Origin of the sequence: Stenotrophomonas bentonitica (assembly GCF_013185915.1) — a bacterium.
GTDB classification, from domain to species: domain Bacteria; phylum Pseudomonadota; class Gammaproteobacteria; order Xanthomonadales; family Xanthomonadaceae; genus Stenotrophomonas; species Stenotrophomonas bentonitica.
Map to the genome: position 1 here is coordinate 784,097 of NZ_JAAZUH010000001.1, position 25,505 is coordinate 809,601.

Below are 25,505 nucleotides of genomic sequence, written 5' to 3' on the forward strand. Positions count from 1 at the left end.
CGATGGCGCCGATCGATTTCGCGGTGTTGGCTGCCTACCTGATCGGCACGCTGCTGATCGGCCTGCGCTACGCCGGACGCAACCGGCGCTCGCGCGACATGTTCGCCGCCGGCGGACGCTCGCCGTGGTGGGTGTCCGGGTTGAGCGGGTTCATGACCCTCAAGTCGGCCGGCACCTTCGTGGTCTGGGGCGGGCTGGCCTATCGCGAGGGCGTGGTCGCCATTGCGATCAACACCTGCATCGGCGTTGCCGGACTGCTGGTCGGCAGCCTCGTCGCCGGGCGCTGGCGGCGCACGGGGGTGACCACGCCGGCCGAATTCGTGCAGCTGCGGTTCGGACCGCAGGCGGTGCAGCTGTACACCTGGGCGATGATGGGCATGCGCATCGTGTCCACCGGGGTGGCGCTGTACGCGTTGTCGGTGATGCTGGTGGCGCTGGTACCGCTGGAACCGGGCCACCTGCTGCGCGACGACGCCACCGGGCATCTTTCACTGGCGGTGGCGATCGGTGTGTTCGGCGCGGTGGTGGTGGCCTACACCGTCACCGGCGGGTTGTGGGCGGTGCTGATGACCGACGTGCTGCAGTTCATCGTGCTGCAGCTCGCGGTGCTGTTCGTGATTCCGCTGCTGTGGTGGCAGCTGCACAGCGGCGTGCCGCTGGCACCGGTACCGGAGACCTTCTTCCAGCCCTTCTCCAGCCAGTACACGCTGTGGTTCATGGCCGGCTGGGTGGCGGTGCACTTCTTCCTGGTCGGCGCGGAATGGGCGTTCGCACAGCGCTACATCTGCGTGCCGACCGAGCGCGACGCGCGTTGGAGCGCGTGGTTGTTCGGCGTGCTGTACCTGGTCAGTCCCACCCTGTGGCTGACCCCGCCGCTGCTGTACCGCATGCTGCAACCAGACGCCGACCCCGAGCAGGCCTACATCCTGGCCAGCCAGCTGGTGCTGCCGGCCGGCATGCTGGGCCTGATGATGGCGGCGATGTTCTCGGCCACGGCGAGTGCGATCAGCGGGCAGATCAACGTGTTCGCCGGCGTGCTCACCGAGCAGTTCTACCGGCGCCTGCGCCCGGAGGCGAGCGAGCGCCGACTGGTGGCTGCCGGGCGCCTGTTCGCCCTGCTGATCGGCGCGGCGTTGATCGCGGTGGCGTGGTGCGTGCCGCGCATGGGCGGTGCGGAGAAGATCGTGCTGACCCTGACCGGCATGCTGCTCGGGCCGTTGATGGCGCCGACGATCTGGGGCCTGCTCAGTGGCCGGATCGGAACGCACACGGTGTTTGCTACCGCCGGGATCAGCTTCAGCATCGGCGTGCTGGTGCGACTGGGCATGGACCTGGGCTGGTTCGCCGACAGCGCGCCCGCGCGCTGGATACAGGCCAACCCACGACTCACCGACGTGCTGGTCGGTGCGGTGTTGCCGGTGGTGATCCTCTCGATATCGCACGTCATCGCGAAAGGTCCCGCGCCACAATGGCAGCGCGTACGCGCGCGCATTGACGCCTATGCGCCGACGCCGATGACGACCGTCGACGCGAACGATCACGCGCCGGCGCGCACCGTTGCGATCTCGCTCACCGTGACCGGCGTGCTGACGCTGGTACTGATCGCCTTCAACGACAGTGGGCGCACCGCCCTGCTGATGTTCGGCGCGATCCTGCTGCTGATCGCCGCCGTCGCCTGGCGGCGGGTGGTGCGCCAGCTGCGTGCGCAGCACCCGGGCTGAGCCTTGCTGCCATGTTCGCCGCGCTTGACCTGGGTCAAGTGGCGGCCCCGCGCGGGCTCGTAATGTCCTCCCCCAGCGATGCCAGCGGCGGACGCACCCTCTCCCCCGTCCCTGCTGCCCTCGCCCCCAACCCTTTTTTCGGAGACAGCAATGAAGCGTTTTTCCCTCGGAGTGGCGATGCTGCTCCTTCTGCCCTGGTGCGCACTGAGCGCCCAGGCCGCCCCCGCAAGCGCGAAAGCGGCAGCACCTGCCGGCAACGTGGAGCCGATGCCGGCCGCCAACTGGCTGTTCGTGCAGACCGGCAATGGTTTCCAGTCCGACGGCAAGACCCTGACCCTGAAGGGCGTGGGCGAGCAGACCCTGATGTTCACCGACCGCCCCGAGCGCATGACCGGTGACGTGTCCACCGCCAGGTTCGTCAGTTACTGGGGCAGCGGCAAGGACGATTTCCAGAAGGACCCGCCCAACGCCACGGTCTCTACCGTGGTCAACGGCAAGACCGACCTGGCCGTGGTCGAGCTGACCAACCCGCGCCTGAGCGGCAACAACCTGACCTATGACATCCGCGTGCTGGGCGGCACCCTGCCCGACGCCGGCCAGCATGCCAGCGTGTTCATCGACTGGTGGTACGGCCCGGCGATGTATGGCCCGCGCCCGTGGGGCTGGGGCGGCGGTCCGCACCCGTATCCGGGTGGGCGTTGCTGGCGCGGCCCGTATGGCCACCTGCACTGCCAGCCCTGGTGGGGCTACTGAGAACCGGTTCGCGTCTTGAATCCAGGGCCGCACGCATCGCGTGCGGCCTTTTTTCTGGCAAGGTGGGCGGGCGATCCCGGCCTGACCAATGGAAAGCATCATGTGGAATGAATTCAGCCATGCCTTCCTGGTGATCTTCACCAGCCTGCTGCCGGTGATCAACCCACCCGGCGCGGCGCTGATGGTGCTGGGCCTGATGCCCGATGCAACGCAGAAGCAACGCGCCCACGTGGCGCGCGCGGTGGCGTTCAACAGCCTGGTGATGCTGGCGGTGTCGATCAGCATCGGGGCCTGGGTGTTGTCGTTCTTCGGCATCTCGATCCCGGTGCTGCGCCTGGCCGGTGGCCTGGTGATTGCGGCCACCGGATGGCGGCTGCTCAATGCGCCGGCGCAACCCGAGCGCGTCTCGCTGACCGGTGCGGCCCAGGCCGAGGCACGCCAGGACCTGGACCTGGACGCCACGGTCGAATCGCAGACCTTCTATCCGTTCACCCTGCCCCTTACCGTCGGCCCCGGCGCCATTGCGGTGGCGACCGCCGTGGGCACCACCTCGCCGGAACAGGGCCCGGAAGTGGTGCATGTGGTGGCGGCGGCCAGCGCGCTGGTGGCACTGTGCGCGCTGATCTACCTGTGCATGCGTTATGCCGGCCGGCTGCAGGCCCTCCTCGGCCGCACCGGCATGCAGGTGATGCTGCGCCTGCTGGCCTTCGTGATCCTGTGCATCGGCGTGCAGATCGGCTGGCTGGGCCTTTCTGAACTGCTCGGGCTGCCCGCGCCGCACTGATCGGCCTGGCTTGACCCAGGTCAAGAAGCAGCGCGCGCATCGCCCTAGGCTGTGCGCACTCCCTTCCTGGATCGCCTGTCATGCCCCCGCTTCCTACCGTTCTCGTTTCCGGCGCCGGTGTCGCCGGGCTCGCCACCGCCTGGTGGCTGCGCCACTTCGGCTTCCCCGTCACCGTGGTGGAAAAGGCACCGTTGCTGCGCGATGGCGGGCATGCGGTGGATATCCGCGGCGTGGCGCTGGAGGTGGTCAAGGCCATGGGCCTGCACGACACGCTGCAGGCGCAGCGCACCCACCTGCGCGGGCTGAGCATGCTGGATCGCCAGGGCGAACCGGTCAGCGTGGATGACAGCCGCACCTTCAGCGGCGGCAAGCTCGACAGCGCCGACATCGAAATCTTCCGCGACACCCTGTGCCGGGTGCTGGCCAGCGCGGCCGAGGCCAGCGCGGACATCTGCTTCGACGAACACATCACCGCGCTGACCCCCGGCGCGAACGGCGTGATCGTGAGTTTCGCGCGCCAGCTCTTGCGCACCTACGACGTGGTGATCGGTGCGGACGGCGTGTACTCGCCGGTGCGCAGCCATGCCGTGCAGCCGGGCGACGACTGCCTGCTGCCGCTCGGCGGCGCGCTGGCGTTCTACAGCGCGCCCAACCTGATGGCGCTGGACGGCCGCGAAGGGATGTACCGCGACGCCGAACTGGGCGTGGTGGTCTACCCCGATGCCAGCGGCCGCGAGCTGCGCGTGGGCGCAGGGTTCGGTGCCGAGGTAAACAGCGCGCTGCGCCACGACGTGGCCGCGCAGAAGGCGCTCACCCGCACGCAACTGCGCGGGCTGGGGGGCCGCTGGCAGCCGCTGGTGGACGCGGTGGGCAGCACCGACGCCTTCTACTTCGGCGAACTGGTGCAGGTCAAACTGCCGTGCTGGTCGAAGGGCCGGGTCGCGCTGGTCGGTGACGCGGCGCATTGCGCTTCGCCGTTCTCCGGCCAGGGCACCAGCCTGGCGCTGGTCGGCGCGTTCGTGCTGGCCCGCGAACTGGCCAACACACCGACCACGCCGGAAGCCGCGTTCGCCCGCTACGAAGCGCGCATGCGCGCCTTCGTCGACCTCAACCAGGCGCTGGTGGACATGAACCGCCAGGGCCCGGTACCGGATGCGCAGATGGCGGCCGCCGCCAATGGCATCGACCTGCCCGACCTGCCCGACCTGCGCGCCGCATGAGCGCCCGCCCGCGCCAACCGATATCCTCCCGCCCCTGCCTGCCCTGCTGGTGTTTCCCATGCCCCTGATGACGACGTCACGCGGTCCTGCGCATTGGACCGAAACCGCTTCCCCCACCGATGCACCGCCGGTGGTGCTGATCCATGGACTGGGCGGCGACGCCACGTTCTGGGTCGCCGAACAACACGCGCTCGCCGACCGCTTCCGGGTGCTGGCGGTGGACCTGCGCGGTTCCGGCAAGACGCCGGGGGGCACCGCGCCCTTCTCGATTGAAGACCTCGCGCAGGATGTCCTTGCGATCATGGACGCCGCCGGCATCGATGCCGCCCACGTGGTGGGCTTCTCGATGGGCGGAACGGTGGCGCAGGCGCTGACACTGGCCGCGCCGCAGCGGGTGCGCAGCCTGGTGCTGGCCGCTACCTTCGCGCACACCGGCACCCAGGCCGAGCTGTTCCTGAAGGCGATCGGCGCGGTCTACGCCAGTGGCGCCACGCCGAAGCAGATCTTCGAGCTGGTGTTGCCGTGGTTGTTCTCCGATCGCTTCCTGTCCAGCCCGGCCGCCGCCCCGTACCTGGATTACCCGGAGAACGCCGACGACGAGCAGGACCGCGACGACTGGCTGCGCCTGCTGCAGGCGATGCTGGCCTTCGACGGTCGCCCTGCCCTGTCGCGGCTGCGCATGCCGACCCTGGTGATCGGCGGCGATGAAGATCGGCTGGCCCCGCAGGAAGGCGTGCATGCGCTGGCCGCGGGCCTGCCGCAGGCCACGCTGTGCATGCTACCCGGCGGGCACCTGATGAACGTGGAATCGCTGCAGCGCTTCGTCGACGCGCTGGCCACGCACTTCGTGGCGCACGCGGGCACTGCGGAGCTCACACCAGCGATGCCAGCATGAAATAAGGCAGGTACATCGCAAACAGCGCGCTGACCGCACCGAGCACGGCCGCACCGAGGCCGAACACGCCGGCGGCAATGCGCACGTACGGCGTGGTGCGCAGGAACAGCGCGGCGCCGACCAGCACCGGTGCCAGCCAGGCCGTTCCCCAGGCCTGGCTGAACATCCGGGTGATCCACGGCAACGGCTGCCCGGCCGCGCCGAACAGATCGGCGTAGTACGGCATTGCCAGCAGGCCGAACGCGGTCACGATCGCGGCCATGGCCGCGCTCGCGAACAGGCCGAGCCACGGCAGCACGGCGGCACTACGCAGCAGCAGTGGATGTACGGCGTTGATCATTCCGGTCCATGGGAAGGCGGCAGCGTGGCCGTGCCCCACTGCGTGTTGCGCGTGGTGCCCAGCTCGAAGTCCAGCGTACCGCCTTTCTGCACGAAACTGGCCGGCAGCCAACTGGCATCGCTCGGCTTGCCGTTCACGCGCAGGCCCTGCACGTACGGCGCATCCATCGCCGCGCCGCTGGCGGTGACGGTCAACGTGGCGCCCGGGCGCTGGATCACCGCCTTGCGGAACAGCGGGCTGCCGATCACCAGGTCGGCGCGACCCGGATACAGTGGGTACAGGCCGAGGGCGGACCACACGTACCACGACGACATCTGGCCGAGGTCATCATTGCCGGGCATGCCTTCCGGTGCGTTGGTCCAGATCTGGCGCATCGCCTGGCGTACGGTTTCCTGGGTCTTCCACGGCTGCCCGACGAAGTTGTACAGCCACGGCGCGGCAACCGACGGTTCGTTGTCCAGCTCGGCATGCAGCGGGCCGGACTTGGTCACCGCCCAGTCGCCATTTTCCTTGCGGAAGAACGCATCCAGACGCTGGATCGCCGCCTCGCGACCGCCCAGCGTGGCGATCAACCCGGCCGGGTCGAACGGCACCATCCACAGGTACTGCGCGCCGCTGCCTTCCACGAACTCCTCGTCCGAGGCGGGTTCGAAGGTCGGCCAGCTGCCGTCGGCGTTGCGCGGCTGGATGTAACCGGCCTGCGCGGTCGCCTTCGGGTTGTAGAGGTTGCGCCACCAGCCGGAGCGTTCGCGGAACAGCGCGGCACCCTTGGGGTCGCCGGCCGCAACCGCCAGTTCGGCGAGGCCGAAATCGGCGGCGGCCATTTCCAGCGTATCCGACGCGGTGCCCCAGCCCGGCGCACCCACCGGCATGTACTTCAGCGCCATCCACTGGTCCAGGCCCGGGCGCTGGCCCACGCACAGCACCGGGCAGCCACGGCGGCTGAGGTCGCGTTCGGTCGGCACGGTGGCGGCCTGCTTGAGCGAGGCGTACGCGCGCTTCAGGTCGAAGCTTCGTCCACCAAAGGCATGGATCGCGGCCACCGACGGCGGCGAGGGATCGCCGTTCATGACGCCGGTGGCGCCAGTGAGGTGGGTCCAGCGATCCCACACGCCGCCGTTCTGGTCGGCCTGGTTGAGCAGCGACTGCGCGATGTCCGAGCCGACCTGCGGCTGCAGCAGGGTCACCAGCTGCAGCTGCGAGCGGTACACGTCCCAGCCGGAATAGTTGGCGTACTGCGCGCGCTGGCCCTTGGACAACGCATGGACTTTGCCGTCCATGCCGCGGTAACGGCCGTCGCCGTCACTGAACAGGTTCGGCGCGAGCAGCGCGTGGTACAGCGCGGTGTAGAACACGGTGCGCTCATCGGGCGTGCCGCCTTCCACGCGGACCTGCCCCAGCGTCTTGTTCCATTCGGCACGGGTGGCGGCCTGGGTCGCGGCCACGGTGGTGCCGGCCGGGCTTTCGCGGCGCAGGTTGGCGCGCGCGCCGGCTTCGTCGACATACGAGATGCCGATGCGTGCGGTCACGGTCGGGCTGCGCTTGGGGTCGAACTGGATCCAGCCGCCGGCACCCTTGCCGGCCGGCGGGTGGCCCTGCGTGCCGTAGCTGGTGCCACCGCCGCCTTCGCGCGCGCCGGGCTGCACGGTGTCGTCGCGCCAGGTGCCGCCCACTTCGAACGGCTGATCGAATTCGGCGACGAAATGCAGGGTGTAGTAGCTCTCGCGACGGTCTTCGGCGAGGTAACCGCAGAAGTTGCCGGCGGTCACCGAGCCGCGCACGGTGCGGGTGGCCGGGTCGATCACGATGCTGGAATCGGTGCTGCCCACTTCGCTGTCGGAGGTGCGGAACAGCAGGTTGGCCGGCTTGTCGGCGGGGAACTGGAACTGACCGACGGCGGTGCGCGCGGTGGCGCCGAGGTTGACCACCACGCCGTTGTCGAGGGTGAGCGTATAGGCGCCGGGGCTGGCGCTTTCGCGCTTGTGGTCGAGCACGCTGGCATAGCGCAGGGCGGCGTCGGCCGAGGACGGCGACAGCTCCACCTTGCTGGTGACCGGCATGATCGGGATGTCGCCACTGGCGCCGGTGCAGCCGGTTCCGGACACGTGGGTCAGGCTGAAGCCCCGCACGCCGTTGCCGCGCCACTCGTAGCCGCCGGGCGCCGCGAACGCGAAGCGCTTGCCGGGCAGCGGGGTCATTTCAGGACTGAAGGCGACCATGCCGAACGGCACCGACGGACCCGGATACACGTTGCCGGCGTTGGTGGTGCCGATGAAGGGATTGACCTCGGCGGCGAGGTCGGCGGCCTGCAGGGCGCAGGGCGCGGCGGTCAGGACAAGCGAAGCAGCAGCCAGCATCGTACGGTGCACTACGGACTCCCAGTTGCGCCACGGCCTGCGTGGCTGCCTCGATTGTATCGATCTAAATCAACCCCTCAATGGGACAAATGGCACATCAGAACCCGTCCAGCGTACGCAGGAGCGAGCCGAAGGTGAGATAGAACGCGTCGTGCCCGCCTTCTGCGCGGCCGTAGCCCAGGAACACCGGGCCGAGGAAGGTGTCGGCGCCGACGAAGATGCTGCCGGCGCTCTGCATGCCGTCGGTGTCCACCTGGTCGCGCGCGGCCCAGTAGCCGCCCCACTCCAGGCTGCCGCCCACGTACAGCGGAATTGTCAGCAGCGAATCGGCGTGGGCCACGCGGCGGTAGTACACCAGCCGTGCCAGCGCGGTCTGCGGGGCGAAGATCGACTCTTCGGGGTAGCCGGACAGGTTGCCGAGCCCGCCCAGGAACCCGTAGGTGGCGAGCAGGTCGTCGCCACCGTGCGCGGACGACGCGCGCACGCCCCCCAGCCAGCGATTGCGGCCGTGCGACCAGGCACCGTCCCACTGCAGGCGGGTGACGGCTGCCGGGTCGTCGGTACCCAGCGCGCCGAGGTAGTGCTGGCGGGTAAGCGACAGGCGCTGGCCGCGGCTGGGGAAGGCGGAACTGTCGATGGAATCGTGCCGCAGCTGCCAACCCACGCTGCCCATGTCGGCGCGGTAGTTGCCGAGCTGGGTGGGGTTGCCGACGTCCAGTCGCGCGCGCTCCTGGCCGCGCTCGAGGAAGGTGGCGAATTCCCAGTCCGGATGCGGCGAGTACGCCCAGCGCAGGCCGCCATACCACTGGCTGTAGCGATACTGCGCCAGCGAACCGCCCTGCTCCAGCACCAGGTCGAGGTCGGTGGCACGGTAACGCGCGTACGTGGACAGCGCGTGGCGGCCACTGCCGCCGAACGGGTGGTAGTACTCGGCGAACAGTTCTTCGACTTCGCCCAGGCCGGCGCGCAGTTTCAGTTCGGCGCCCTGCTCGCTCAGGCCGGTCTTCGTGTACTCGCTGATCAGCTGGTAGTTGCTGGTGCCGTTGAAATCGTCGGACAGGCGCAGCGCGAAGTGCAGGAAATCCGGTCCCCAGCGTTTGTCCTGCGGCGCGATCACCAGCCCCAGCTCACCCTCGCGGTCGTCCAGCCGCCACTGCACCTGTTCGTACCGGCCCTCGCCATAGGTCAACGCGACCTGGCGCTCGATCGTCTCCGGCTGCAATGGCTGGCCGATCTGCGGCTGCAGGCGCTGTTCGATCACGCGCGGGGTGCGGGTTTCGCCGCGCAGCACGTCGACGAACGCCACGATCGGCGCTTCGAACGCGGGCGGGCGATGCTGCCGCTGAAATACCGCGTACTGCTGCGGGCTGGCCTGGTAGCGCGCGATGGCGGTCACCTGGGCCTGCGCCGCCTGCTCGCCTACGCCCACCGCCTGTGGCGAATGGTTGAAGTCCTGGCTGCCCATCGTGCCCAGTGGCGGCGTGATCAGCAGGTCCTGCGGACCCAGCGTGGCCAGCTGCGCGTCGACCACGCGCTTCATCAGCACGCCGGCCATCTGGTGGCTGATCGCCAGCGGCGAATCCAGCCGCTCCTCATCCATCAGCGGCGTGCCGACCCGCACCACGATCAAGCGCTGGGCGCCGAGCTTGCGTGCTTCGTCGATGGGCAGGTTGTCGACCACGCCGCCGTCGACCAGCAGGCGGCCCTGGTAACGCACCGGCGCGAACACGCCGGGCACCGACATGCTGGCGCGGATGGCGAGCGCCATGTCGCCTTCGGAGAACACCACCTTGTCACCGGTGACGATGTCGGTGGCCACGGCGCGGAACGGGATCGGCAGCTGGTCGAAGTCGCGCACCTGCCAGGTCGGCAGCAGCAGGCGACGCAGCAGCATTTCCAGCTTCTGGCCCTGGATCAGCCCGCGCGGAAAGGCGATCTTGCCATTGCTGACGCCCACCTCGACCCCGCCGAGCAGGCGCAGGTCGTCTTCCTTGCGGCGCATGCTGCGTTCGTTGCGCGGCGGCTTGTCGCGCAGCACTTCGGCCCAGTCGATGCCATCCAGCACGGTCTCGATCTCATCGGCCGAGTAACCAGAGGCGTACAGCCCCCCGACCACCGCGCCCATCGAGGTGCCGACAATGCAGTCCACCGGCACCCGCTCGCGTTCCAGCACCTTGAGCACGCCGATATGGGCCGCGCCGCGCGCGCCGCCACCGCCGAGGACGAGGCAGGTGCGCGGGCGGTCAGAACCTGCGGGTTGCGCCGATGCCGCCAGCGGCAACAGCAGAGCGACACTGATCGTCAGCAGGCAGAGCGCGCGCATGGGGCTGCCTCAGTGCGACGGTTTGCGATCATCGCGATCGCTTATCGCACCTTCGATGCTGTCCTTGGGTGCGTCGACGCGATTCAGGAAATCACGCAGCATCACCGCGCGGCAATCCTGGACGGACTGTCCGTCGCGTTCTGCGAACATGCGCGCAGCATGCTCGAACAGGTCCGAGAGCAGCTCGCCGAAATCCTCGGCACCGCCGCCCAGATCGGAATTGAGGCTGACGTGCAGCGACTGATTCGCTGCCCACAGGCGCAGGATCTCGAATGCTTCGGGGTCACTGAGGACACCATCGGGAACGCGCAGTTCATCGGTATGCATGACGGATCTTCCCTGGAGGCGGCCCGCCCCAGCGGACCGTTACCGGGTCACGGTAAGATGGGGCCGCTCGTTCCGTCAATGGATGCCCCTTGCGTACCGTCCATGCGCTCCGATACATCACGCCGCTCCGCGAGGGTGGCTCCCTGCCCGCCGTGGTCGAGACCGACGACGAGGGCATGGTCGTGCTCAAGTTCCGCGGTGCCGGGCAAGGGCCGAAGGCGCTCATCGCCGAGCTGATCGCCGGTGAAATGGCGCGGACGCTGGGCCTGCCGATTCCCGAAATCATGTTCGTGGAGCTGGACCGCGAGTTCGCGCGTACCGAGCCGGACCCGGAGATCCAGGACCTGATCCGTGCCAGCGAGGGGCTGAACCTGGGCAGCGATTACCTGCCCGGTGCGATCAATTACGACCCGGCCGCAATGCCGGTGGACGCCGACCTGGCCTCGCGCATCGTGTGGCTGGATGCATTCATCAGCAATGTCGACCGCACGGCGCGCAACCCGAACCTGATGGTGTGGCACCGCAAGCTTTACCTGATCGACCACGGTGCGGCGATGTACTTCCACCACGACTGGGCCAACGCGGGTGATGCCTGCGAAAAGCCGTTCGTGCTGATCCGCGACCAGGTGCTGCTGCCGTTCGCGTCGAAGATCGCCGAGGTGGACGCCGAACTGGCTGCGCTGCTGCCGGATGCGGAGATCGAGCGAATCGTGAACCTGGTGCCGGACAGCTGGCTGGTGGACGAGCCGGCCTTCGACAGCCCTGCGGCGTATCGCCAGGGGTACATCGATTACCTGAAGTGCCGCCTGCAGGCGCGCGCCGCGTTCGTACAGGAGGCCGTCCGTGCCCACGCTGCATACGTATGACTATGCGGTCATCCGCGTGGTACCGCGGGTGGAGCGCGAAGAGTTCATCAACGTCGGGGTGATCGTGTCCTGCCCGGGCGCGAAGCACCTGCAGGCCGCGATTGAGATCGATCCGGCGCGGATGCACGCGTTCGCGCCGTCGCTGGATGTGGAAGCGCTGCAGCCGTGGCTGGATGCGATTGTGGCGATCTGCCGCGGCGATGCGACGGCGGGGCCGATCGCGCAGCTGCCGGCGCGGTCGCGTTTCCATTTCCTGACTGCAAAGCGCAGTTCCATCGTGCAGATGTCGAGCACGCATGTGGGGCGCACCGCGGACCCGCAGGGCGTGGTGGAGCACCTGATGCGGAAGATGGTGCGGGTGGTGTGATTTACGGACGCCCTTTCGGCAACGCATACGCCATCACGTAATCTCCTGCAGGCGTCTCCATGAAGTGGTGGCCTCCGGCCATGATCACCACGTACTGGCGGCCGTTGTATTCGTAGACCATCGGATTGGCCTGGCCGCCGGCCGGCAGCTTGGCGTGCCACAGTTCCTTGCCGGTTTTGATATCGATCGCGCGCAGTAGATCATCGGTAGCGGCGGCGATGAAGATCAGGCCGCTGGCGGTGATCGCCGAGCCGCCGTTGTTCGGGGTGCCGATCTCGATGGGTAAACCGGAACGGATGCCGAACGGGCCGTTGCCGCGCGCACTGCCGAACGGGCGGTCCCACAGCAGCTTGCCGCTGCGCAGGTCGATGGCGCGGATGCCGCCGTACGGCGGCTGCTTGCACAGCAGCTTGGTGAACGGCAGGCGCCAGCCGGCGTTGACGTCGATGGCGTACGGCGTGCCCGTCTGCGGGTCCCCTGCCCCTTCGGCACCGCCGCGGTCGGCGCGCACCATTTCGCGCGGTACCCAGCCCTTGCGGTCGGCTTCGGCACGCGGCACCAGGCGGTTGTAGTTGGGCATGTCGTTGTAGTTGGCCACGATCACGCCGTGGCGCGGGTCCACGGCAACGCTGCCCCAGTCCGAACCGCCGTTGTAGCCGGGATATTCGATGGAATGCTGGTCGGACGTGGGCGGCGTGTAGAAGCCCTGGTAGCTGGCCTTGCGGAACTGGATGCGGCAGACCAGCTGGTCGATGGGGGTGATGCCCCACATGTCGCGCTCGGTCAGGTCGGGCCTGCGCAGCGTGTGGTAAAGCGAGAAGCGTTGGGTCGGGGCGCGCTGGTCCGGCTCCACGCCACCGCCGGGCACGGCGCGCTCTTCGGCCGGGGTCAGCAGTTCGCCGGTGCGACGGTCGAGCACGTACAGGTCGCCCTGCTTGGTCGGCAACAGCAGTGCGGGCACCTTGCCGGCGGCGGTCGGGAAGTCGACCAGGGTCGGCTGCGAGCCGAGGTCGTAATCCCAGACATCCTTGCGCACCGCCTGGAAATTCCACACCGGCTTGCCGGTGGTCACGTCCAGTGCCACCAGCGAGGTGGCGTAGCGGTTCTGGTTCTCGGTGCGCGACCCGCTCCAGTAATCGCCGGCAGAATTGCCCATCGGCAGGTACACCAGGCCCAGCTGCTCATCGCCGGTTGCGGTGGTCCACATGTTCGGGGTGCCGCGCGTGTAGGTCTGGCCCTGCGGCGGCAGGCCGCTGCGCTCGGGCGCGTCCATGTCCCAGGCCCAGCGCAGCTTGCCGGTTTCCGCGTCGTAGGCTTGGATCACGCCGGACGGTGCGTCGCGGCGCTGGCCGTCGAGCACCTGGTGGCCGGTGACGATGACCCCGCGCACGATTGCCGGTGGCGAGGTGATCGACACATACCCGGGCGGCACGTCACCCATGCCCAGGGTGATGTCGACCTGCCCGTTGTTGCCGAAACCCGGGCACGGCCGGCCGGTGGCGGCGTCGACCGCGATCAGCCGACCGTCGAGCGTGCCTTCGATGATGCGTGCCGCGCACAGCGCGCGGTTGCCCGGCGCGAGTGGACGCGAGCCGAGGCTGGGGGAGGCTTCGGGCAGGGCCAGGTCGGCGGCGACGTCGGCCAGCACCGGGTCGACCTGCGGCACGCCGGGCACTTCGTAGTACGACACGCCGCGGCAGGCGGCGGTGTACGGAATGCTGGCGTCCTTTACCTTCGGATTGAAGCGCCAGCGCTCCTTGCCAGTCGCCGCATCCAGCGCGATCAGCTGGTTGCGCGCGGTGCACAGGTACAGGGTGTCGCCGACCTTGAGCGGCGTGGTTTCGGCGCCCCAGCGCTTCTTCGGCAGGTCGCCGGTGCGGAACTGCCAGGCCAGCTCCAGCGTGCCCACGTTGGCCGGGGTGATCTGCTGCAGCGGCGAATAGCGGGTGGCCGCATTGCTGCGGCCCCAGGCGGTCCAGTCGCCAGGCGCGGGTTTATCGGCCGGTTGTGGGCTGGCCTCGCGGGTGGGCGCCAGGCCGGTGCCGGAGACGTCGACCGGGAACGCCTGGGTGCCGGCCACGGCGCCGTGCGGCACGAAGGCCAGCGCGAATGCCACTACGAACACCACCCCGAGCACACCGGCAAGCGTGCGCGACACCCGGCGCGGCACCGGCGTGCGCAGGGTGGGCAGCAGCAGCGCGAGCAGGAAACCCAGCGCGGTGACCAGGCCGAGGCGCGGTACCCAGCGCCAGTAGTCGCTGCCCGATTCCCACCCGGTCCACAGCGCGGTGCCGACGAACACCAGCAGGTAGGCCCAGGCGCCGCTGCGGCGGTTGCCCCAGAGCAGGACGCCGGCGACCACCATGCCGGCACCGGCCAATGCGTAGTACCAGGAGCCGCCGAGCTGCACGAGCCAGATGCCCAGGCCTCCCAGGACCAGGCCGAGGATGATCAGGAGGATCGCGAGCACGGTGACGAGCGGGTGGCGTGCGGGCGCCACCACGGACGGTTCGGACGACGGTGCAGCGGACATCGGTGTTCTCCCCGGTACGGCGGAACCCTGGATGCTGCCAGCCTCCCCTGCGGGCCGGTTTTTTTGAAGCATATGCCCGATGGGATGTGAAAGTCGTGCGTATTTTTTCGGGCACCCCCTGAAACGAACAACGCCGGCGTTTGGCCGGCGTTGTTCGGTGTTGCGTGGTGGTTCGATCAACCCTGCGGGTTGTCGTCGCCGGTTGCGGGTGTCGCTGCAACCTCGGCCGGCGTTGCCGCGACCTCGACTTCATCCTCGACGTCGTCGATGGAGGCGTCCATCCGCTCCACCGCCTGCAGCTTCTCGTCCTTGGACAGGCGGATCAGGGTCACGCCCTGGGTGTTGCGGCCCACGCGCGAGATTTCCGAACCGCGGGTGCGCACCAGGGTGCCGCCGTCGGAGATCAGCAGGACCTCGTCGCGCGAGCCCATCAGCACCGCGCTGACCAGCTTGCCGTTGCGCTCGGTGGTCTGGATGCCGATCACGCCCTGGGTGCCACGGCCCTTGCGCGGGTAATCCGGCAGCGGGGTGCGCTTGCCGTAGCCGTTCTCGGTCGCGGTCAGGATGTACAGCATGCTGTCGTCGTCGCCACCCTCGATCACGGCGTCGCCGTTCTCGACCGCGGTTTCTTCGACCTGCACGTCGTCTTCGTTCTCGTCATCGCTGCCGCCGGCACGCTCGGCCACGATCAGGCTGACCACTTCCTCGCCCTTGGCCATCTTGATGCCGCGCACGCCGGTGGCGGTACGGCCCATCGAGCGGACCCGGTCTTCGCCGAAGCGCACGGTCTTGCCGTTGGAGGCGAACAGCAGGATGTCGCGGTCGCCGTCGGTCAAGCCGACACCGACCAGCGCATCGCCCTCGTCGAGGTTGATGGCGATCTTGCCGCGCGCCAGGCGGAACGCGAACTCGCTGAGCGGGGTCTTCTTGACCGTGCCGTTGCGGGTGGCGAAGAACACGAACTGGCCTTCGGCGTACTCGCGGACCGGCAGCACCGCCTGCACGCGCTCACCGTTCTCGAGCGGGATCCAGTTGATGATCGGACGCCCACGCGCGTTCGAACCGGCTTCGGGCAGCTGGTGCACCGGCAGCCAGAACACCTTGCCCGAACTGGTGAAGGTCAGCAGCGTGTCGTGCGTGTTGACCAGCCACAGCTGTTCGATGAAATCTTCTTCCTTGGTCGCCGCCGCACTGCGGCCACGGCCGCCACGACGCTGCGCGCGGTAGGCGCTGACCGGCTGGCGCTTGACGTAGCCGGCATGCGACACGGTCACCACCACGTCTTCCGGCGCGATCAGGTCGAGGATGTCCAGGTCTTCTTCGCTGTGGCGGATCTCGGTGCGGCGTTCGTCGCCGAACTCGGTGCGCACGTTGATCAGCTCTTCGCGGATGACCTGCAGCAGGCGGTCCGGATCTTCCAGGATGTGGATCAGCCCGGCGATGGTTTCCAGCAGCTGCTTGTACTCTTCGGTCAGGCGATCCTGCTCCAGCCCGGTCAGGCGGTGCAGGCGCATTTCCAGGATCTGGGTGGCCTGGATCTCGGTCAGCTGGTAGCCGCCTTCGATCAGGCCCACGCCCTTGGGCAGGTCTTCCGGACGGGAGGTTTCCGCACCGGCCGCACCCAGCATCGAACCGACCAGGCCCGGTTCCCACAGGCGCGCGAGCATGCGCTCGCGGGCTTCGTTGGGATTGGGCGAGGTCTTGATCAGTTCGATCATCTCGTCGATGTTGGCCAGCGCAACGGTCAGGCCTTCCAGCACGTGGGCACGGGCGCGCGCCTTGCGCAGCTCGAACACGGTGCGGCGGGTGACCACTTCGCGGCGGTGGCGCACGAAGGCCTCGAGCATCTGCTTGAGGTTCATCAACTGCGGGCGGCCGTCGACCAGCGCCACCATGTTGATGCCGAACACCGACTCCATCTGGGTCTGCTGGTAGAGGTTGTTCAACACAACTTCCGCCGACTCGCCGCGCTTGATTTCGATGTAGATGCGCATGCCGTCCTTGTCGGACTCATCGCGCAGCTCGCTGATGCCTTCGAGCTTCTTTTCCTTGACCAGCTCGGCGATCTTCTCGATCAACCGGGCCTTGTTCACCTGGTACGGGATCTCGGTGACGATGATCGATTCGCGGCCGTTGTCGGCCACTTCGATATCGGCCTTGGCGCGGATGCGCACCCGGCCACGACCGGTGCGGTAGCCAGCGACGATGCCGGCGGTACCGTTGATGATGCCCGAGGTCGGGAAATCCGGGCCCGGGATGTACTCCATCAGGCCGTCAACGTCGATCTCCGGATTTTCGATCAGCGCGATGCAGGCGTTGATCGACTCGGTCAGGTTGTGCGGCGGGATGTTGGTGGCCATGCCCACCGCGATGCCGGCCGAACCGTTGACCAGCAGGTTCGGGAACCGGGTCGGCATGACCGTCGGCTCCAGTTCCTTTTCGTCGTAGTTGGGCTGGAAATCGACGGTTTCCTTGTCGATGTCGGCCATCAGCTCGTGGGTGAGCCGCGACATGCGGGCTTCGGTGTAACGCATCGCCGCGGCGGAGTCGCCGTCGACCGAACCGAAGTTACCCTGGCCGTCGACCAGCATGTAGCGCAGCGAGAACGGCTGCGCCATGCGCACCAGGGTGTCGTACACCGACTGGTCGCCATGCGGGTGGTACTTACCGATGACGTCACCGACGATACGCGCCGACTTGTAGTACGGCTTGTTGCTATGCGCGTTCAGTTCGTTCATCGCGTACAGCACGCGGCGATGCACCGGCTTGAGGCCGTCGCGTGCATCCGGGAGGGCGCGGCCCACGATCACGCTCATGGCGTAATCGAGGTAGCTCTTGCGCATCTCGTCTTCCAGGTTGACCTGGATGATTTCCTTGGCGTTTTCTGCCATTCGGGTTCCGTTGTCTGGTAGCGGTCCAGTCCGTCGCGCCGGCCCTTGCGGGGCGGCGGCGCCGGAATCTCGATTAACTGACGGAGTCTACCACAACAGGGGGTTTTTAGCTGCTGTTTACGGGGCTTTTACCGGCGTAAATCAGGGACTTACAGATTTTCCGAGAAGCTCAGCCGAATGCGGCCTGCATGTTGGCGACGGTGGGGTTCAGGATCACGCCCTTCTCGGTCACGATGGCGTCGATCAGCTCGCCCGGGGTGACGTCGAAGACCGGGTTCCAGGCGGCGATGCCCTCGGCCACCGTACGGGTGCCGCCGACGCCGTACAGCTCGCCGGGGTCGCGCTGTTCGATCTCGATCTGCGCGCCGTCGGCGGTGTCCATGTCCACCGTGGAGGACGGCGCCACCACCATGAACTTGACCCCGTGGTGGCGGGCGGCGATCGCCAGCTGGTAGGTGCCGATCTTGTTGGCGGTATCGCCGTTGGCGCAGATGCGGTCGGCGCCCACGATCACCCACTGCACCGCACCGGTCTTCATCAGGTGCGAGGCGGCCGAGTCGGCGATCAGGGTGGCGTCGATGCCGTCCTGCTGCAGTTCCCACACGGTCAGGCGGGCGCCCTGCAGCCACGGCCGGGTTTCGCCGGCGAACACACGGCCGATGCGGTGCTGGGCCATGCCGGCGCGGATCACGCCCAGCGCGGTACCAAAGCCGGCGGTGGCCAGCGAGCCGGTGTTGCAGTGGGTCAGCACGCCGCTGCCGGCGTCGATCAGGCCGGCGCCCAGCGCGCCCATGTGGCGGTTGGCGGCCAGGTCTTCCTCGGCGATGGCCTGCGCCTCATCGGCCAGCACCTGCGCCCAGTCGGCGCCGGCCGGGGCCAGTGCGCGGCGCATGCGCGCCAGCGCCCAGGCCAGGTTCACGGCGGTCGGGCGCGAGGCATTCAGGCGCTGCAGGGCCGGCTCCAGCTTGGCCAGCGCCTGGGCGCCGTCGTCGGCCTGGACCTGCTGTGCAGCCAGCACCACGCCCCAGGCCGCGGCGATCCCGATCGCGGGCGCGCCGCGCACGGTCAGTGCGTGGATGGCTTCGGCCACCGCGTCGCTGTCACGGCATTCCACGTGCTCCACCACGAACGGCAGCTTGCGCTGGTCGAGCAGCTGCAGGGAATCGCCGGTCCACAGGATCGGGCGGATGTGGTCGTAGCGGGCGTAGTCGATATCGGGGGATGCGTTCATCGCCCCATTGTAACGGGTTCAGTTGACCTGGAATTCGGCCCGGCAGCCGTTGTCGACCCACACCCCGCGCGTGTCCCAGCCCCAGCTGCGGCCTTCGTCGCAGGGGCTGCCGGAGAGCTGCTTGACCAGTACCGCGCTTTTGCTGATCCCGGCACCGCAGAACCGGCGCTGGCGGGACTTGGACTCGCAGACCACGGTGCGCGGCACGTTGAGGAAACCGCTGCCGTCGGCCGCACCCACTTCGAAATCGCCCTGGCAGCCGCGGGTGACCCAGATCTCGTTGCGCTTGACGCCCCAACTGTGGCCTTCGCGGCACGGCAACGCGCCCAGCTGGCGCAGCAGGCGCACCGGTGCGCCCTGCAGGATCACCGGGCAGCTGCTGGGGCGGCCGTTGGATTCGCAGCGCACCACGCGGCGCACGTTGCGGCCGGGATCCTTGTCGGCGCCGGAGGGACTGCGGCTGCGGAATTCGGCCCGGCAGCCCAGGGTGACCCACACCCCGGTGCGGTCGGTGCCCCACTCGGAGCCACGCACGCAGCTGTTGTCGGAGAGCTGGCGGACCAGGTCGACGCCGTTGGCCACCGGCATGTCGCAGTGCACCCACTCCATGTCGCGCGACTGGCAGCGTACGACCTGGGCGCTGTAGCCGGTCTCGGCCTGGGCAACGGCAGGCAGCATGCCGGCGCACAGCACCAGGCCCAATGCAGACAGCGTCCAGCGCGGCGCATCCCATGACGGCATGCCCCACGTCGTTGCCGACGGCATTGGTCCAGCAGCCTGCCCCTGCATCATCACTACCCTTCCCGCCGCCACTGAACGATTACGTCGATACCATCCGACATCGGGTGTGATCAGAGCATCATCATGCGCAACGCGCAAGACAGGCGTATGGCGATGTACGCGGATTCAGGCGTGCGCGAAGTCGAACGCAAGCACGTCGGCGATACGCCCGGTGCGGTTCATCGCCATCAACAGCCGGTCCACGCCGACCGCCACGCCGGCGCAGTCCGGCAGTGACGGCAATGCCTCGATGAGGCGTTCATCCACCGGCGGCAACACCGCGCCGCGTGCGCTTCGCAGTGCGTGGTCGCGCGCGAAGCGGGCGCGCTGTTCGGTCGCATCGTTCAGTTCGTGGTAGCCGTTGGCGAGCTCGACCGCGCCGAGGTACAGCTCGAATCGTTCGGCCAGCGGCGGCGTGCCCGGGCGCACCCGCGCCAGTGCGGCCTGGGTGGCCGGCCAGTCGTGCACCACGGTCATGCAGTCGTCGCTGAAATGCGGCTGGATGCAGTGGGTCATCAGCAGGTCCAGCCAGTCGTCGCGGGTCAGCCCCTCGGGGTCGAGGCGCACGTCGGCCAGCGGCGCCTGCAGTTCCGCGTCGGTGGCCTCGAACGGGTCGAGCCCGACGTGCTTGCGGTACAGGCTGCGGTAGTCCAGGACCTCCAGCCGGGCGTCGCGCTGCACCAGCGCCAGCGCGGCACGCACCAACGCGGCGGTTTCCTCGATCAGGCGGTGGTGGTCCCAGGCGACCCGGTACCACTCGAGCATGGTGAACTCCGGGTTGTGCCGGCCGCCGGCCTCGCCGTTGCGGAACACCCGGCCGAGCTCGTAGCAGTCGCCGACGCCGGCCGCAAGCAGGCGCTTGAGCGGGTACTCCGGGGAGGTCCGCAGCCAGCGCTGCGCCGTGCCGGCATCGACGTGGCCGCTGAAACCGGTGTGGAAGCTGTCGATGTTGGGTTCGGTGTTGCCCGCCGCCGACAGGATCGGGGTTTCCACTTCGAGCACGTCGCGTTCGGCAAAGAAGCGGCGGATCAGCGCGTTCAATGCAGCGCGCTGGCGCAGTGCGGCGATCACGCGCGCGCGTCCCGCAGGCGCTTGGCCAGCTGCAGGGTGAGCAGGCTGCGGGTGTCGTCGACATAGCCGGTGGCCAGGTACAGGCGCCGCGCCAGTTCGTTGTGGTGGTTCACTTCCAGGCGCATGCGCTCCACGCCGCGCGCGTTGGCGCGCTGTTCGAGGATGGCCAGCGCCTGCTTGCCGCGCCCGCGGCCGCGTGCGGCGTGGCTCAGGTACAGCTCGTCGAGCAGCGCGAAGTGGCCGCCCTGCTCCAGGCTGAAGCCCATCGCAAGCGCGGCGTGGCCAACCACTTCACCGGTTTCGGACAACCACAGCAGCACCTCGCCGTTGCGCGGGTCCTCGAGCAGCGCGGCCAGCGCACGGCGCACGCGCGCTTCCTCGAAGTCCAGGTGGTCTTCGGCGTAGAACTCGCGCATCAGGCCGATGACCAGTTCGGTGTCGGCGACGGTGGCAAGGCGGAAGTCGAGGGGTGCGGTGTGCATGGGGTGTCCTTTGTAACGGGGGTTCAACGGCGGCGGTAGAGCCGGGCCCTGCCCGGCTGCGTCATCGGGCGAGGAACGCTACCAGTCGTTCTTCATCCCACACGTCCACACCCAACTCATTCGCCTTGGTCAACTTCGACCCCGCATCCGTCCCGGCCACCACGAACGAGGTCTTCTTCGACACACTGCCGGCCACCTTGGCGCCCAGCGCTTCCAGCCGTTCCTTGGCCTCGTCACGGGTCATCTGCGAGAGGGTTCCGGTCAGCACCACGGTCTGCCCATCCAGCGGGCCTGCGGCCTGCGCCGACGCTTCCGGGGCGCGCTCCAGCAGCGTCCGCCGGTAGTCGTCGGCCTTCAGCAGCATCGGTCCATTGCCGTTGCTGTCCAGCCACTCGGCAACGCCCAGCGCCACCTCGTTGGGCAGGCCGGCGGCGACCAGCTGCACCGGTTCGGCATCCAGCACGCTCGCGGCGTCGGGCAGCATCGCGGTCAACTTCTCCGCGCGCAGGCGGGTGATGCCGGGAATCTCCGCTTCCACCAGCAGCTGGGCGAAATCCAGCCCATCGCGCAGTTTCGCGCTCGGCGGGTGGGTGTCGCTGATGCGCACCTGGCCGACCTGCAGCAGCGCGTCGATCGCGTCCTGGTTGCCCGGCTGTTCGAAGAAGTGACCGAGCGAACGCGCCACTTCGCCGCCGATGTCCGGCACCCGCTTGAACAACGGCCACGGCAGGTGGCGGATCAGCTCCAGGTCGCCGAACCAGACGGCCAGCGCCTTGGCGGTGCTTTCGCCGACATGCTCGATGCCCAGCGCGAACAGCAGCCGCTCCAGCGTGGTGGTGCGGCTGGCGTCGATCGCAGCAATCAGGTTATCGGCCCACTTGGTGGCGATCTTCTTCGTGTTCCATTCGAACGCGGCGGGCAGCGACAGCGCACGCGCGCGCCAGCCCTCATCGCCGGCATCCAGCGCCAGTACGTCGCGCAGGTACTGGCCGCTGCCCTCCGGCGGCAGGTGCAGGCCGATCTGGCTGGCCAACGCCTGCGGCGACTCGGCGTCGAGCACCAGCTTCAGCTGCAGCAGCTGGTCGCGGGTCAGGCGGTACAGGTCGGCGACGCCGCGCACGATGCCGGCGTCGACCAGGGTTTCGATGTACTTGCCGCCCAGCCCGTCGATGTCCATCGCACGGCGCGAGGCGAAGTGCGCGATGGCTTCCTTGCGCTGCGCCGGGCAGCTCAGTTCACCCGAGCAGCGCCACGCGGCAGCGCCTTCCTCGCGCACGATCTCCGAACCGCAGACCGGGCACCGGGTGGGCATGCGCCACGCCGAGGTACCGGCCGGGCGACGCTCGGCGATCACGCTCACGACTTCTGGAATCACATCGCCGGCGCGGCGCACGATCACCGTGTCGCCGACCCGCACGTCCAGGCGTTCGATCTGGTCGGCGTTGTGCAGGGTCGCGTTGGAGACGATCACGCCGGCCACCGCCACCGGGTGCAGGCGCGCGACCGGCGTGGCCGCGCCGGTGCGGCCGATCTGGATCTCGATGGCCTCCACCGTAGTGGTCTGTTCCTGCGCCGGGAACTTGTGCGCGATGGCCCAGCGCGGCGCGCGCGAAACGAAGCCCATCTGCTCCTGCCCAGCGCGGTCGTCCAGCTTGTAGACCACGCCGTCGATGTCGAAGGCCAAGCCGTCACGGCGTTCGCCGATGTCACGGTAATAGGCGAGCAGGCCGTCGCTGCCCTCCACCACCTGGCACAGCTCGCTGACCGGGAAGCCCCAGGCCTTGAGCTGGGCCAGCGTGGCCGAATGGGTCGGCGGCAGTTCGCCGCCCTGCACTTCGCCGGTGCCGTAGGCGTAGAAACTCAGCTTGCGGCGCGCACTGAGCTTGGGGTCCAGCTGGCGCAGCGAACCGGCCGCGGCATTGCGCGGGTTGGCCAGCACCTTGCCCTCGTGCAGGCGCGCGTCGGCGTTGTAAGCCTCGAAGTCGGCGCGCGCCATGTAGACCTCGCCGCGCACTTCCAGCACCTGCGGCCAGCCGCTGCCCTGCAGGGTGTGCGGAATGACCTTGATCTGGCGCAGGTTGGCGCTGACGTCCTCGCCGGTGCTGCCGTCGCCACGGGTGGCGCCCTGCACGAAGCGTCCGTCTTCGTAGCGCAGGCTGATCGCCAGGCCGTCGAGCTTGGGTTCGGCGGAGAAGAACAGCGCGTCGCGGCGCAGGCGCTCGCCGATGCGGCGCACGAAGTCCTGCACTTCCTCGTCGCTGAAGGCATTGCCCAGCGACAGCATCGGCACCGCGTGGCGGACTTCGGCAAAGCGCGAGGAGGCCTTGCCGCCGACCCGCTGGGTCGGGGAGTCGGCCTGGACCAGCTCCGGGTGCGCCTGTTCGAGCGCTTCCAGCTCCCGCACCAGGCGGTCGTAATCGGCATCCGGAATCAGCTGCTCATCGCGGTCGTAGTACGCCTTGCCGGCCTCGTCGATCTGGCGGCGCAGGGCCTCGGCACGTTGGGCGGGGCTGGGACTCATGCGGCGGACATCCTGGAGGGGTAGTGAATTTTAACGGATCGGAGCCCGACGAAATGTCGCCGATGTCGCTTGCCTGGCACGCGGCGTGGCGCTAGCGTGCCGCCATTGTCCTGCCTTCGGTGTTCCCGCCATGTCATCGCCCGTTGCGTCCCGCCGTTCCTTCCTGCAGCTGGCCGGTACCGGGCTGGCCCTGTCCGGCATCGGCCTGGCGCCGGCGGCTGCCGCGTCCAGCGTGGTCCTGCCGACCAGACCCGCCGCAGCCGGCACGGTGCTGCTCAACTTCAACGAGAGCCCGTACGGCCCGGCCCCGTCGGCGCAGGCGGCGGCACGCGCGATCGTGGCCGAAAGCGGCCGCTACCTGTTCTCGCTCGCCGGCGAGCTTCGCAACCTGTTCGCCGAACAGGAAGGCATCAGCACCGACCGTGTCCGCCTGTACCCCGGCTCCAGCGAACCGTTGAATCGTGCCGCGGTGATCTGGACCTCGGCGACAGCCGGCCTGGTGGTGGCCGACCCGACGTTTGAAGCCCTGGGCGACCTCGCCGCCGCCCGCGGCGCGACGGTGGCGAAGGTGCCGCTGCGCGCCGATGGCGCGCATGACGTGCACGCGATGGTCGAGGCGGCACGGCGGGTCAATGCGGGCCTGATGTACCTGTGCAATCCCAACAACCCGACCGGTTCGATCACCCCGGCGGCGGATGTGGCGTGGCTGCTGGCCAACAAGCCCGCGCAGACCCGGCTGCTGGTGGACGAGGCCTACCTGCAGTTCAGCGCGCAGCCGTCGGTGATCGCGCAGGTGATGCAGCGCGACGACGTGATCGTGCTGCGTACGTTCTCCAAGTTGTATGGCATGGCCGGGCTACGCCTCGGCGTGGCGGCGGCGCACCCGGACCGGCTGCGCGAGCTGGCCAGCCTGGGCGACAACCCTCTGCCGGTCACCGCGCTGGCGGCCGGCCTGGCCAGCCTGCGCGAGCCGGGGCTGGTGACGCAGCGGCGCGAGCAGAACACGCGGGTGCGGCAGGCGACGGTGGAATGGCTGGAAACGCGCGGATTCCGCTGCCTGCCGAGCGAGGCGAACTGCTTCATGGTCGACGTGCAGCGCGACGGCGCAGGGTTCACCAAAGCCATGGCGGAGCGCGGCGTGGTGATCGGCCGAAGCTGGCCGATCTGGCCGAAGATCGTGCGGGTCAGCGTGGGAACGGACGCGGAGATGGAGGCGTTCCGCACCGCGTTCGCGGCGGTGGTCGCGTAACGCGGGGATGCCGGCGGTGCAGCCACCCAGGGGGTGGCTCTACCAGCGTGGGGATTTCGTAAGGGGCGGCGCTTGATGCTGGCGGTCGTAGGCGCGCAGTTCGTCGCGGATGTGCGCGACCCGCTGACGGCCCAGGCTGGCGCGGCTGTCGTCCAGCACTTCGCCGCCGAGCAGTTCGCCCATGCGCTCGACGGTCGGCAGCATCTTTTCCCAGGCGTCCAGCGCGGTCAGCGGCGCCGGCAGGGTCAGGAAGAAGGCGATCGCCGGGGTTTCCATCTCGCGGATGTTGGCCATGTCGAAGCTGCCCGGCTTCATGATGTTGGCCATCGAGAAGATCGGGCCGCGCTCGGGGTGGCCTTCGACCAGGCGGTGGAACACGTTCATGTGGCCGAACACCAGGCCGGTCTTCTCGGCCGCGACCACGATGTCCTCGCCGCGCAGCTTTTCGCCCGCGCGGGCCGCGACGAACAGCGAGACGATCTTGTCGAAGTCCTGGGTGGTGCGCTTGCCGAGGTCGCTGGCCGGGCTGTCCACTTCGGGCAGGCCGAGCTCGGGCTGGGTCACGCCGTCGTCGGCGGCAACGCCCTCGGCGCCGGGCTCGGTCTCGCCCAGCAGCGGCTCGCGGCGCTGGCCGGTCCCTTCGCCGCTTTCCACGCGGCGGCCCTGCGACTTCTTCCGCGGCCGGCCAAACAGGAAGATCGCAGCAATCAGCAGCAGGCCGGCGGCCAGGATGCCGATGCGGAGCAGTGCCATGTCGGACATTCGAAAGGTCTCCAGCTAAATACGTTCAGGTA

General features: G+C 68.7%; 20 protein-coding genes. 8 read left to right on the forward strand and 12 right to left on the reverse strand.

Annotation, left to right across the window (positions count from 1 at the left end):
- Positions 1-2: 2 nt before the first annotated feature.
- The 5 genes from HGB51_RS03505 to HGB51_RS03525 all read left to right on the forward strand — a co-directional run bounded on the left by HGB51_RS03505 (position 3) and on the right by HGB51_RS03525 (position 5,373).
- Positions 3-1,721, forward strand: a complete 1,719-nt coding sequence (locus HGB51_RS03505) for a sodium:solute symporter family transporter (protein WP_070206375.1) — start codon at positions 3-5, stop codon at positions 1,719-1,721.
- Between the two features lie 150 nt (positions 1,722-1,871).
- A complete protein-coding gene (locus tag HGB51_RS03510; protein ID WP_141738979.1) occupies positions 1,872-2,474 on the forward strand; it encodes a hypothetical protein in 603 nt (200 codons plus the stop codon).
- A gap of 100 nt (positions 2,475-2,574) precedes the next feature.
- Positions 2,575-3,258, forward strand: a complete 684-nt coding sequence (locus HGB51_RS03515) for a MarC family protein (protein ID WP_084738798.1) — start codon at positions 2,575-2,577, stop codon at positions 3,256-3,258.
- Positions 3,259-3,338: 80 nt separating this feature from the next.
- Complete coding sequence (locus tag HGB51_RS03520; RefSeq protein ID WP_070206378.1) at positions 3,339-4,478, forward strand: FAD-dependent monooxygenase; 1,140 nt, start codon at positions 3,339-3,341, stop codon at positions 4,476-4,478.
- Between the two features lie 58 nt (positions 4,479-4,536).
- Positions 4,537-5,373, forward strand: coding sequence for an alpha/beta fold hydrolase (locus HGB51_RS03525; protein ID WP_171966726.1), 837 nt, complete (start codon positions 4,537-4,539; stop codon positions 5,371-5,373).
- Here the strand turns inward: HGB51_RS03525 and HGB51_RS03530 are convergent.
- The 4 genes from HGB51_RS03530 to HGB51_RS03545 form a co-directional block, all read right to left on the reverse strand.
- Positions 5,351-5,713 carry a hypothetical protein gene (locus HGB51_RS03530; protein WP_070206380.1) on the reverse strand — a complete coding sequence of 121 codons (363 nt, stop codon included), beginning with the start codon at positions 5,711-5,713 and terminating at the stop codon, positions 5,351-5,353. The genes HGB51_RS03525 and HGB51_RS03530 overlap by 23 nt on opposite strands.
- Positions 5,710-8,082 carry a GH92 family glycosyl hydrolase gene (locus tag HGB51_RS03535; RefSeq protein ID WP_216666708.1) on the reverse strand — a complete coding sequence of 791 codons (2,373 nt, stop codon included), beginning with the start codon at positions 8,080-8,082 and terminating at the stop codon, positions 5,710-5,712. The genes HGB51_RS03530 and HGB51_RS03535 overlap by 4 nt, the downstream gene beginning before the upstream one ends.
- Positions 8,083-8,167: 85 nt before the next feature.
- The gene (locus tag HGB51_RS03540; protein WP_070206382.1) at positions 8,168-10,393 is read right to left on the reverse strand and encodes a patatin-like phospholipase family protein; all 2,226 of its coding nucleotides are present in this window, start codon (positions 10,391-10,393) and stop codon (positions 8,168-8,170) included.
- Positions 10,394-10,402: 9 nt separating this feature from the next.
- Positions 10,403-10,720, reverse strand: a complete 318-nt coding sequence (locus HGB51_RS03545; protein WP_084738792.1) for a DUF5076 domain-containing protein — start codon at positions 10,718-10,720, stop codon at positions 10,403-10,405.
- An 89-nt stretch (positions 10,721-10,809) separates the two neighbouring features.
- Here HGB51_RS03545 and HGB51_RS03550 point away from each other — a divergent pair, with 89 nt between their 5' ends.
- The gene (locus HGB51_RS03550) at positions 10,810-11,586 is read left to right on the forward strand and encodes a HipA family kinase (protein ID WP_070206383.1); all 777 of its coding nucleotides are present in this window, start codon (positions 10,810-10,812) and stop codon (positions 11,584-11,586) included.
- Positions 11,564-11,953 (forward strand): DUF3037 domain-containing protein, encoded by a 390-nt coding sequence (locus tag HGB51_RS03555; protein ID WP_070206384.1) that lies wholly within the window; start codon positions 11,564-11,566, stop codon positions 11,951-11,953. Before HGB51_RS03550 ends, HGB51_RS03555 begins: the two co-directional genes overlap by 23 nt.
- A gap of 1 nt (position 11,954) precedes the next feature.
- On the opposite strand, the gene HGB51_RS03560 is transcribed toward HGB51_RS03555, so the two are convergent.
- The 7 genes from HGB51_RS03560 to ligA all read right to left on the reverse strand — a co-directional run bounded on the left by HGB51_RS03560 (position 11,955) and on the right by ligA (position 23,462).
- Positions 11,955-14,486 carry a membrane-bound PQQ-dependent dehydrogenase, glucose/quinate/shikimate family gene (locus tag HGB51_RS03560; RefSeq protein WP_070206385.1) on the reverse strand — a complete coding sequence of 844 codons (2,532 nt, stop codon included), beginning with the start codon at positions 14,484-14,486 and terminating at the stop codon, positions 11,955-11,957.
- Positions 14,487-14,662: 176 nt separating this feature from the next.
- A complete protein-coding gene (gene gyrA / locus HGB51_RS03565) occupies positions 14,663-17,377 on the reverse strand; it encodes a DNA gyrase subunit A (RefSeq protein ID WP_070206386.1) in 2,715 nt (904 codons plus the stop codon).
- A 169-nt stretch (positions 17,378-17,546) separates the two neighbouring features.
- Complete coding sequence (gene mtnA, locus HGB51_RS03570; RefSeq protein WP_070206387.1) at positions 17,547-18,608, reverse strand: S-methyl-5-thioribose-1-phosphate isomerase; 1,062 nt, start codon at positions 18,606-18,608, stop codon at positions 17,547-17,549.
- An 18-nt stretch (positions 18,609-18,626) separates the two neighbouring features.
- Entirely contained in the window at positions 18,627-19,349 is a 723-nt protein-coding gene (locus HGB51_RS03575; RefSeq protein WP_084738793.1) for a DUF3011 domain-containing protein, read from the reverse strand.
- A 165-nt stretch (positions 19,350-19,514) separates the two neighbouring features.
- Positions 19,515-20,459 carry an EF-P lysine aminoacylase EpmA gene (epmA, locus tag HGB51_RS03580; protein WP_070206388.1) on the reverse strand — a complete coding sequence of 315 codons (945 nt, stop codon included), beginning with the start codon at positions 20,457-20,459 and terminating at the stop codon, positions 19,515-19,517.
- Positions 20,456-20,941, reverse strand: coding sequence for a GNAT family N-acetyltransferase (locus HGB51_RS03585; protein ID WP_070206389.1), 486 nt, complete (start codon positions 20,939-20,941; stop codon positions 20,456-20,458). Before HGB51_RS03585 ends, epmA begins: the two co-directional genes overlap by 4 nt.
- Before the next feature lie 61 nt (positions 20,942-21,002).
- Positions 21,003-23,462, reverse strand: coding sequence for an NAD-dependent DNA ligase LigA (ligA, locus tag HGB51_RS03590; protein WP_070206390.1), 2,460 nt, complete (start codon positions 23,460-23,462; stop codon positions 21,003-21,005).
- Positions 23,463-23,592: 130 nt separating this feature from the next.
- On the opposite strand from ligA, the gene HGB51_RS03595 reads away from it, so the two are divergent.
- Positions 23,593-24,711, forward strand: coding sequence for a pyridoxal phosphate-dependent aminotransferase (locus HGB51_RS03595; protein ID WP_070206391.1), 1,119 nt, complete (start codon positions 23,593-23,595; stop codon positions 24,709-24,711).
- 39 nt (positions 24,712-24,750) lie between these two features.
- On the opposite strand, the gene zipA is transcribed toward HGB51_RS03595, so the two are convergent.
- A complete protein-coding gene (zipA, locus tag HGB51_RS03600) occupies positions 24,751-25,473 on the reverse strand; it encodes a cell division protein ZipA (RefSeq protein ID WP_070206392.1) in 723 nt (240 codons plus the stop codon).
- Positions 25,474-25,505: the final 32 nt, after the last annotated feature.

Coding starts and splice junctions, on each gene's coding strand:
- HGB51_RS03515 (WP_084738798.1), top strand. CDS start 2,575: ATGTGGAATGAATTCAGCCATGCCTTCCTGGTGATCTTCACCAGCCTG.
- HGB51_RS03510 (WP_141738979.1), top strand. CDS start 1,872: ATGAAGCGTTTTTCCCTCGGAGTGGCGATGCTGCTCCTTCTGCCCTGG.
- HGB51_RS03595 (WP_070206391.1), top strand. CDS start 23,593: ATGTCATCGCCCGTTGCGTCCCGCCGTTCCTTCCTGCAGCTGGCCGGT.
- HGB51_RS03530 (WP_070206380.1), bottom strand. CDS start 5,713: ATGATCAACGCCGTACATCCACTGCTGCTGCGTAGTGCCGCCGTGCTG.
- HGB51_RS03545 (WP_084738792.1), bottom strand. CDS start 10,720: ATGCATACCGATGAACTGCGCGTTCCCGATGGTGTCCTCAGTGACCCC.
- HGB51_RS03525 (WP_171966726.1), top strand. CDS start 4,537: ATGCCCCTGATGACGACGTCACGCGGTCCTGCGCATTGGACCGAAACC.
- zipA (WP_070206392.1), bottom strand. CDS start 25,473: ATGTCCGACATGGCACTGCTCCGCATCGGCATCCTGGCCGCCGGCCTG.
- HGB51_RS03575 (WP_084738793.1), bottom strand. CDS start 19,349: ATGCCGTCATGGGATGCGCCGCGCTGGACGCTGTCTGCATTGGGCCTG.
- HGB51_RS03585 (WP_070206389.1), bottom strand. CDS start 20,941: ATGCACACCGCACCCCTCGACTTCCGCCTTGCCACCGTCGCCGACACC.
- mtnA (WP_070206387.1), bottom strand. CDS start 18,608: ATGAACGCATCCCCCGATATCGACTACGCCCGCTACGACCACATCCGC.
- HGB51_RS03505 (WP_070206375.1), top strand. CDS start 3: ATGGCGCCGATCGATTTCGCGGTGTTGGCTGCCTACCTGATCGGCACG.
- gyrA (WP_070206386.1), bottom strand. CDS start 17,377: ATGGCAGAAAACGCCAAGGAAATCATCCAGGTCAACCTGGAAGACGAG.
- HGB51_RS03520 (WP_070206378.1), top strand. CDS start 3,339: ATGCCCCCGCTTCCTACCGTTCTCGTTTCCGGCGCCGGTGTCGCCGGG.
- HGB51_RS03560 (WP_070206385.1), bottom strand. CDS start 14,486: ATGTCCGCTGCACCGTCGTCCGAACCGTCCGTGGTGGCGCCCGCACGC.
- HGB51_RS03540 (WP_070206382.1), bottom strand. CDS start 10,393: ATGCGCGCGCTCTGCCTGCTGACGATCAGTGTCGCTCTGCTGTTGCCG.
- ligA (WP_070206390.1), bottom strand. CDS start 23,462: ATGAGTCCCAGCCCCGCCCAACGTGCCGAGGCCCTGCGCCGCCAGATC.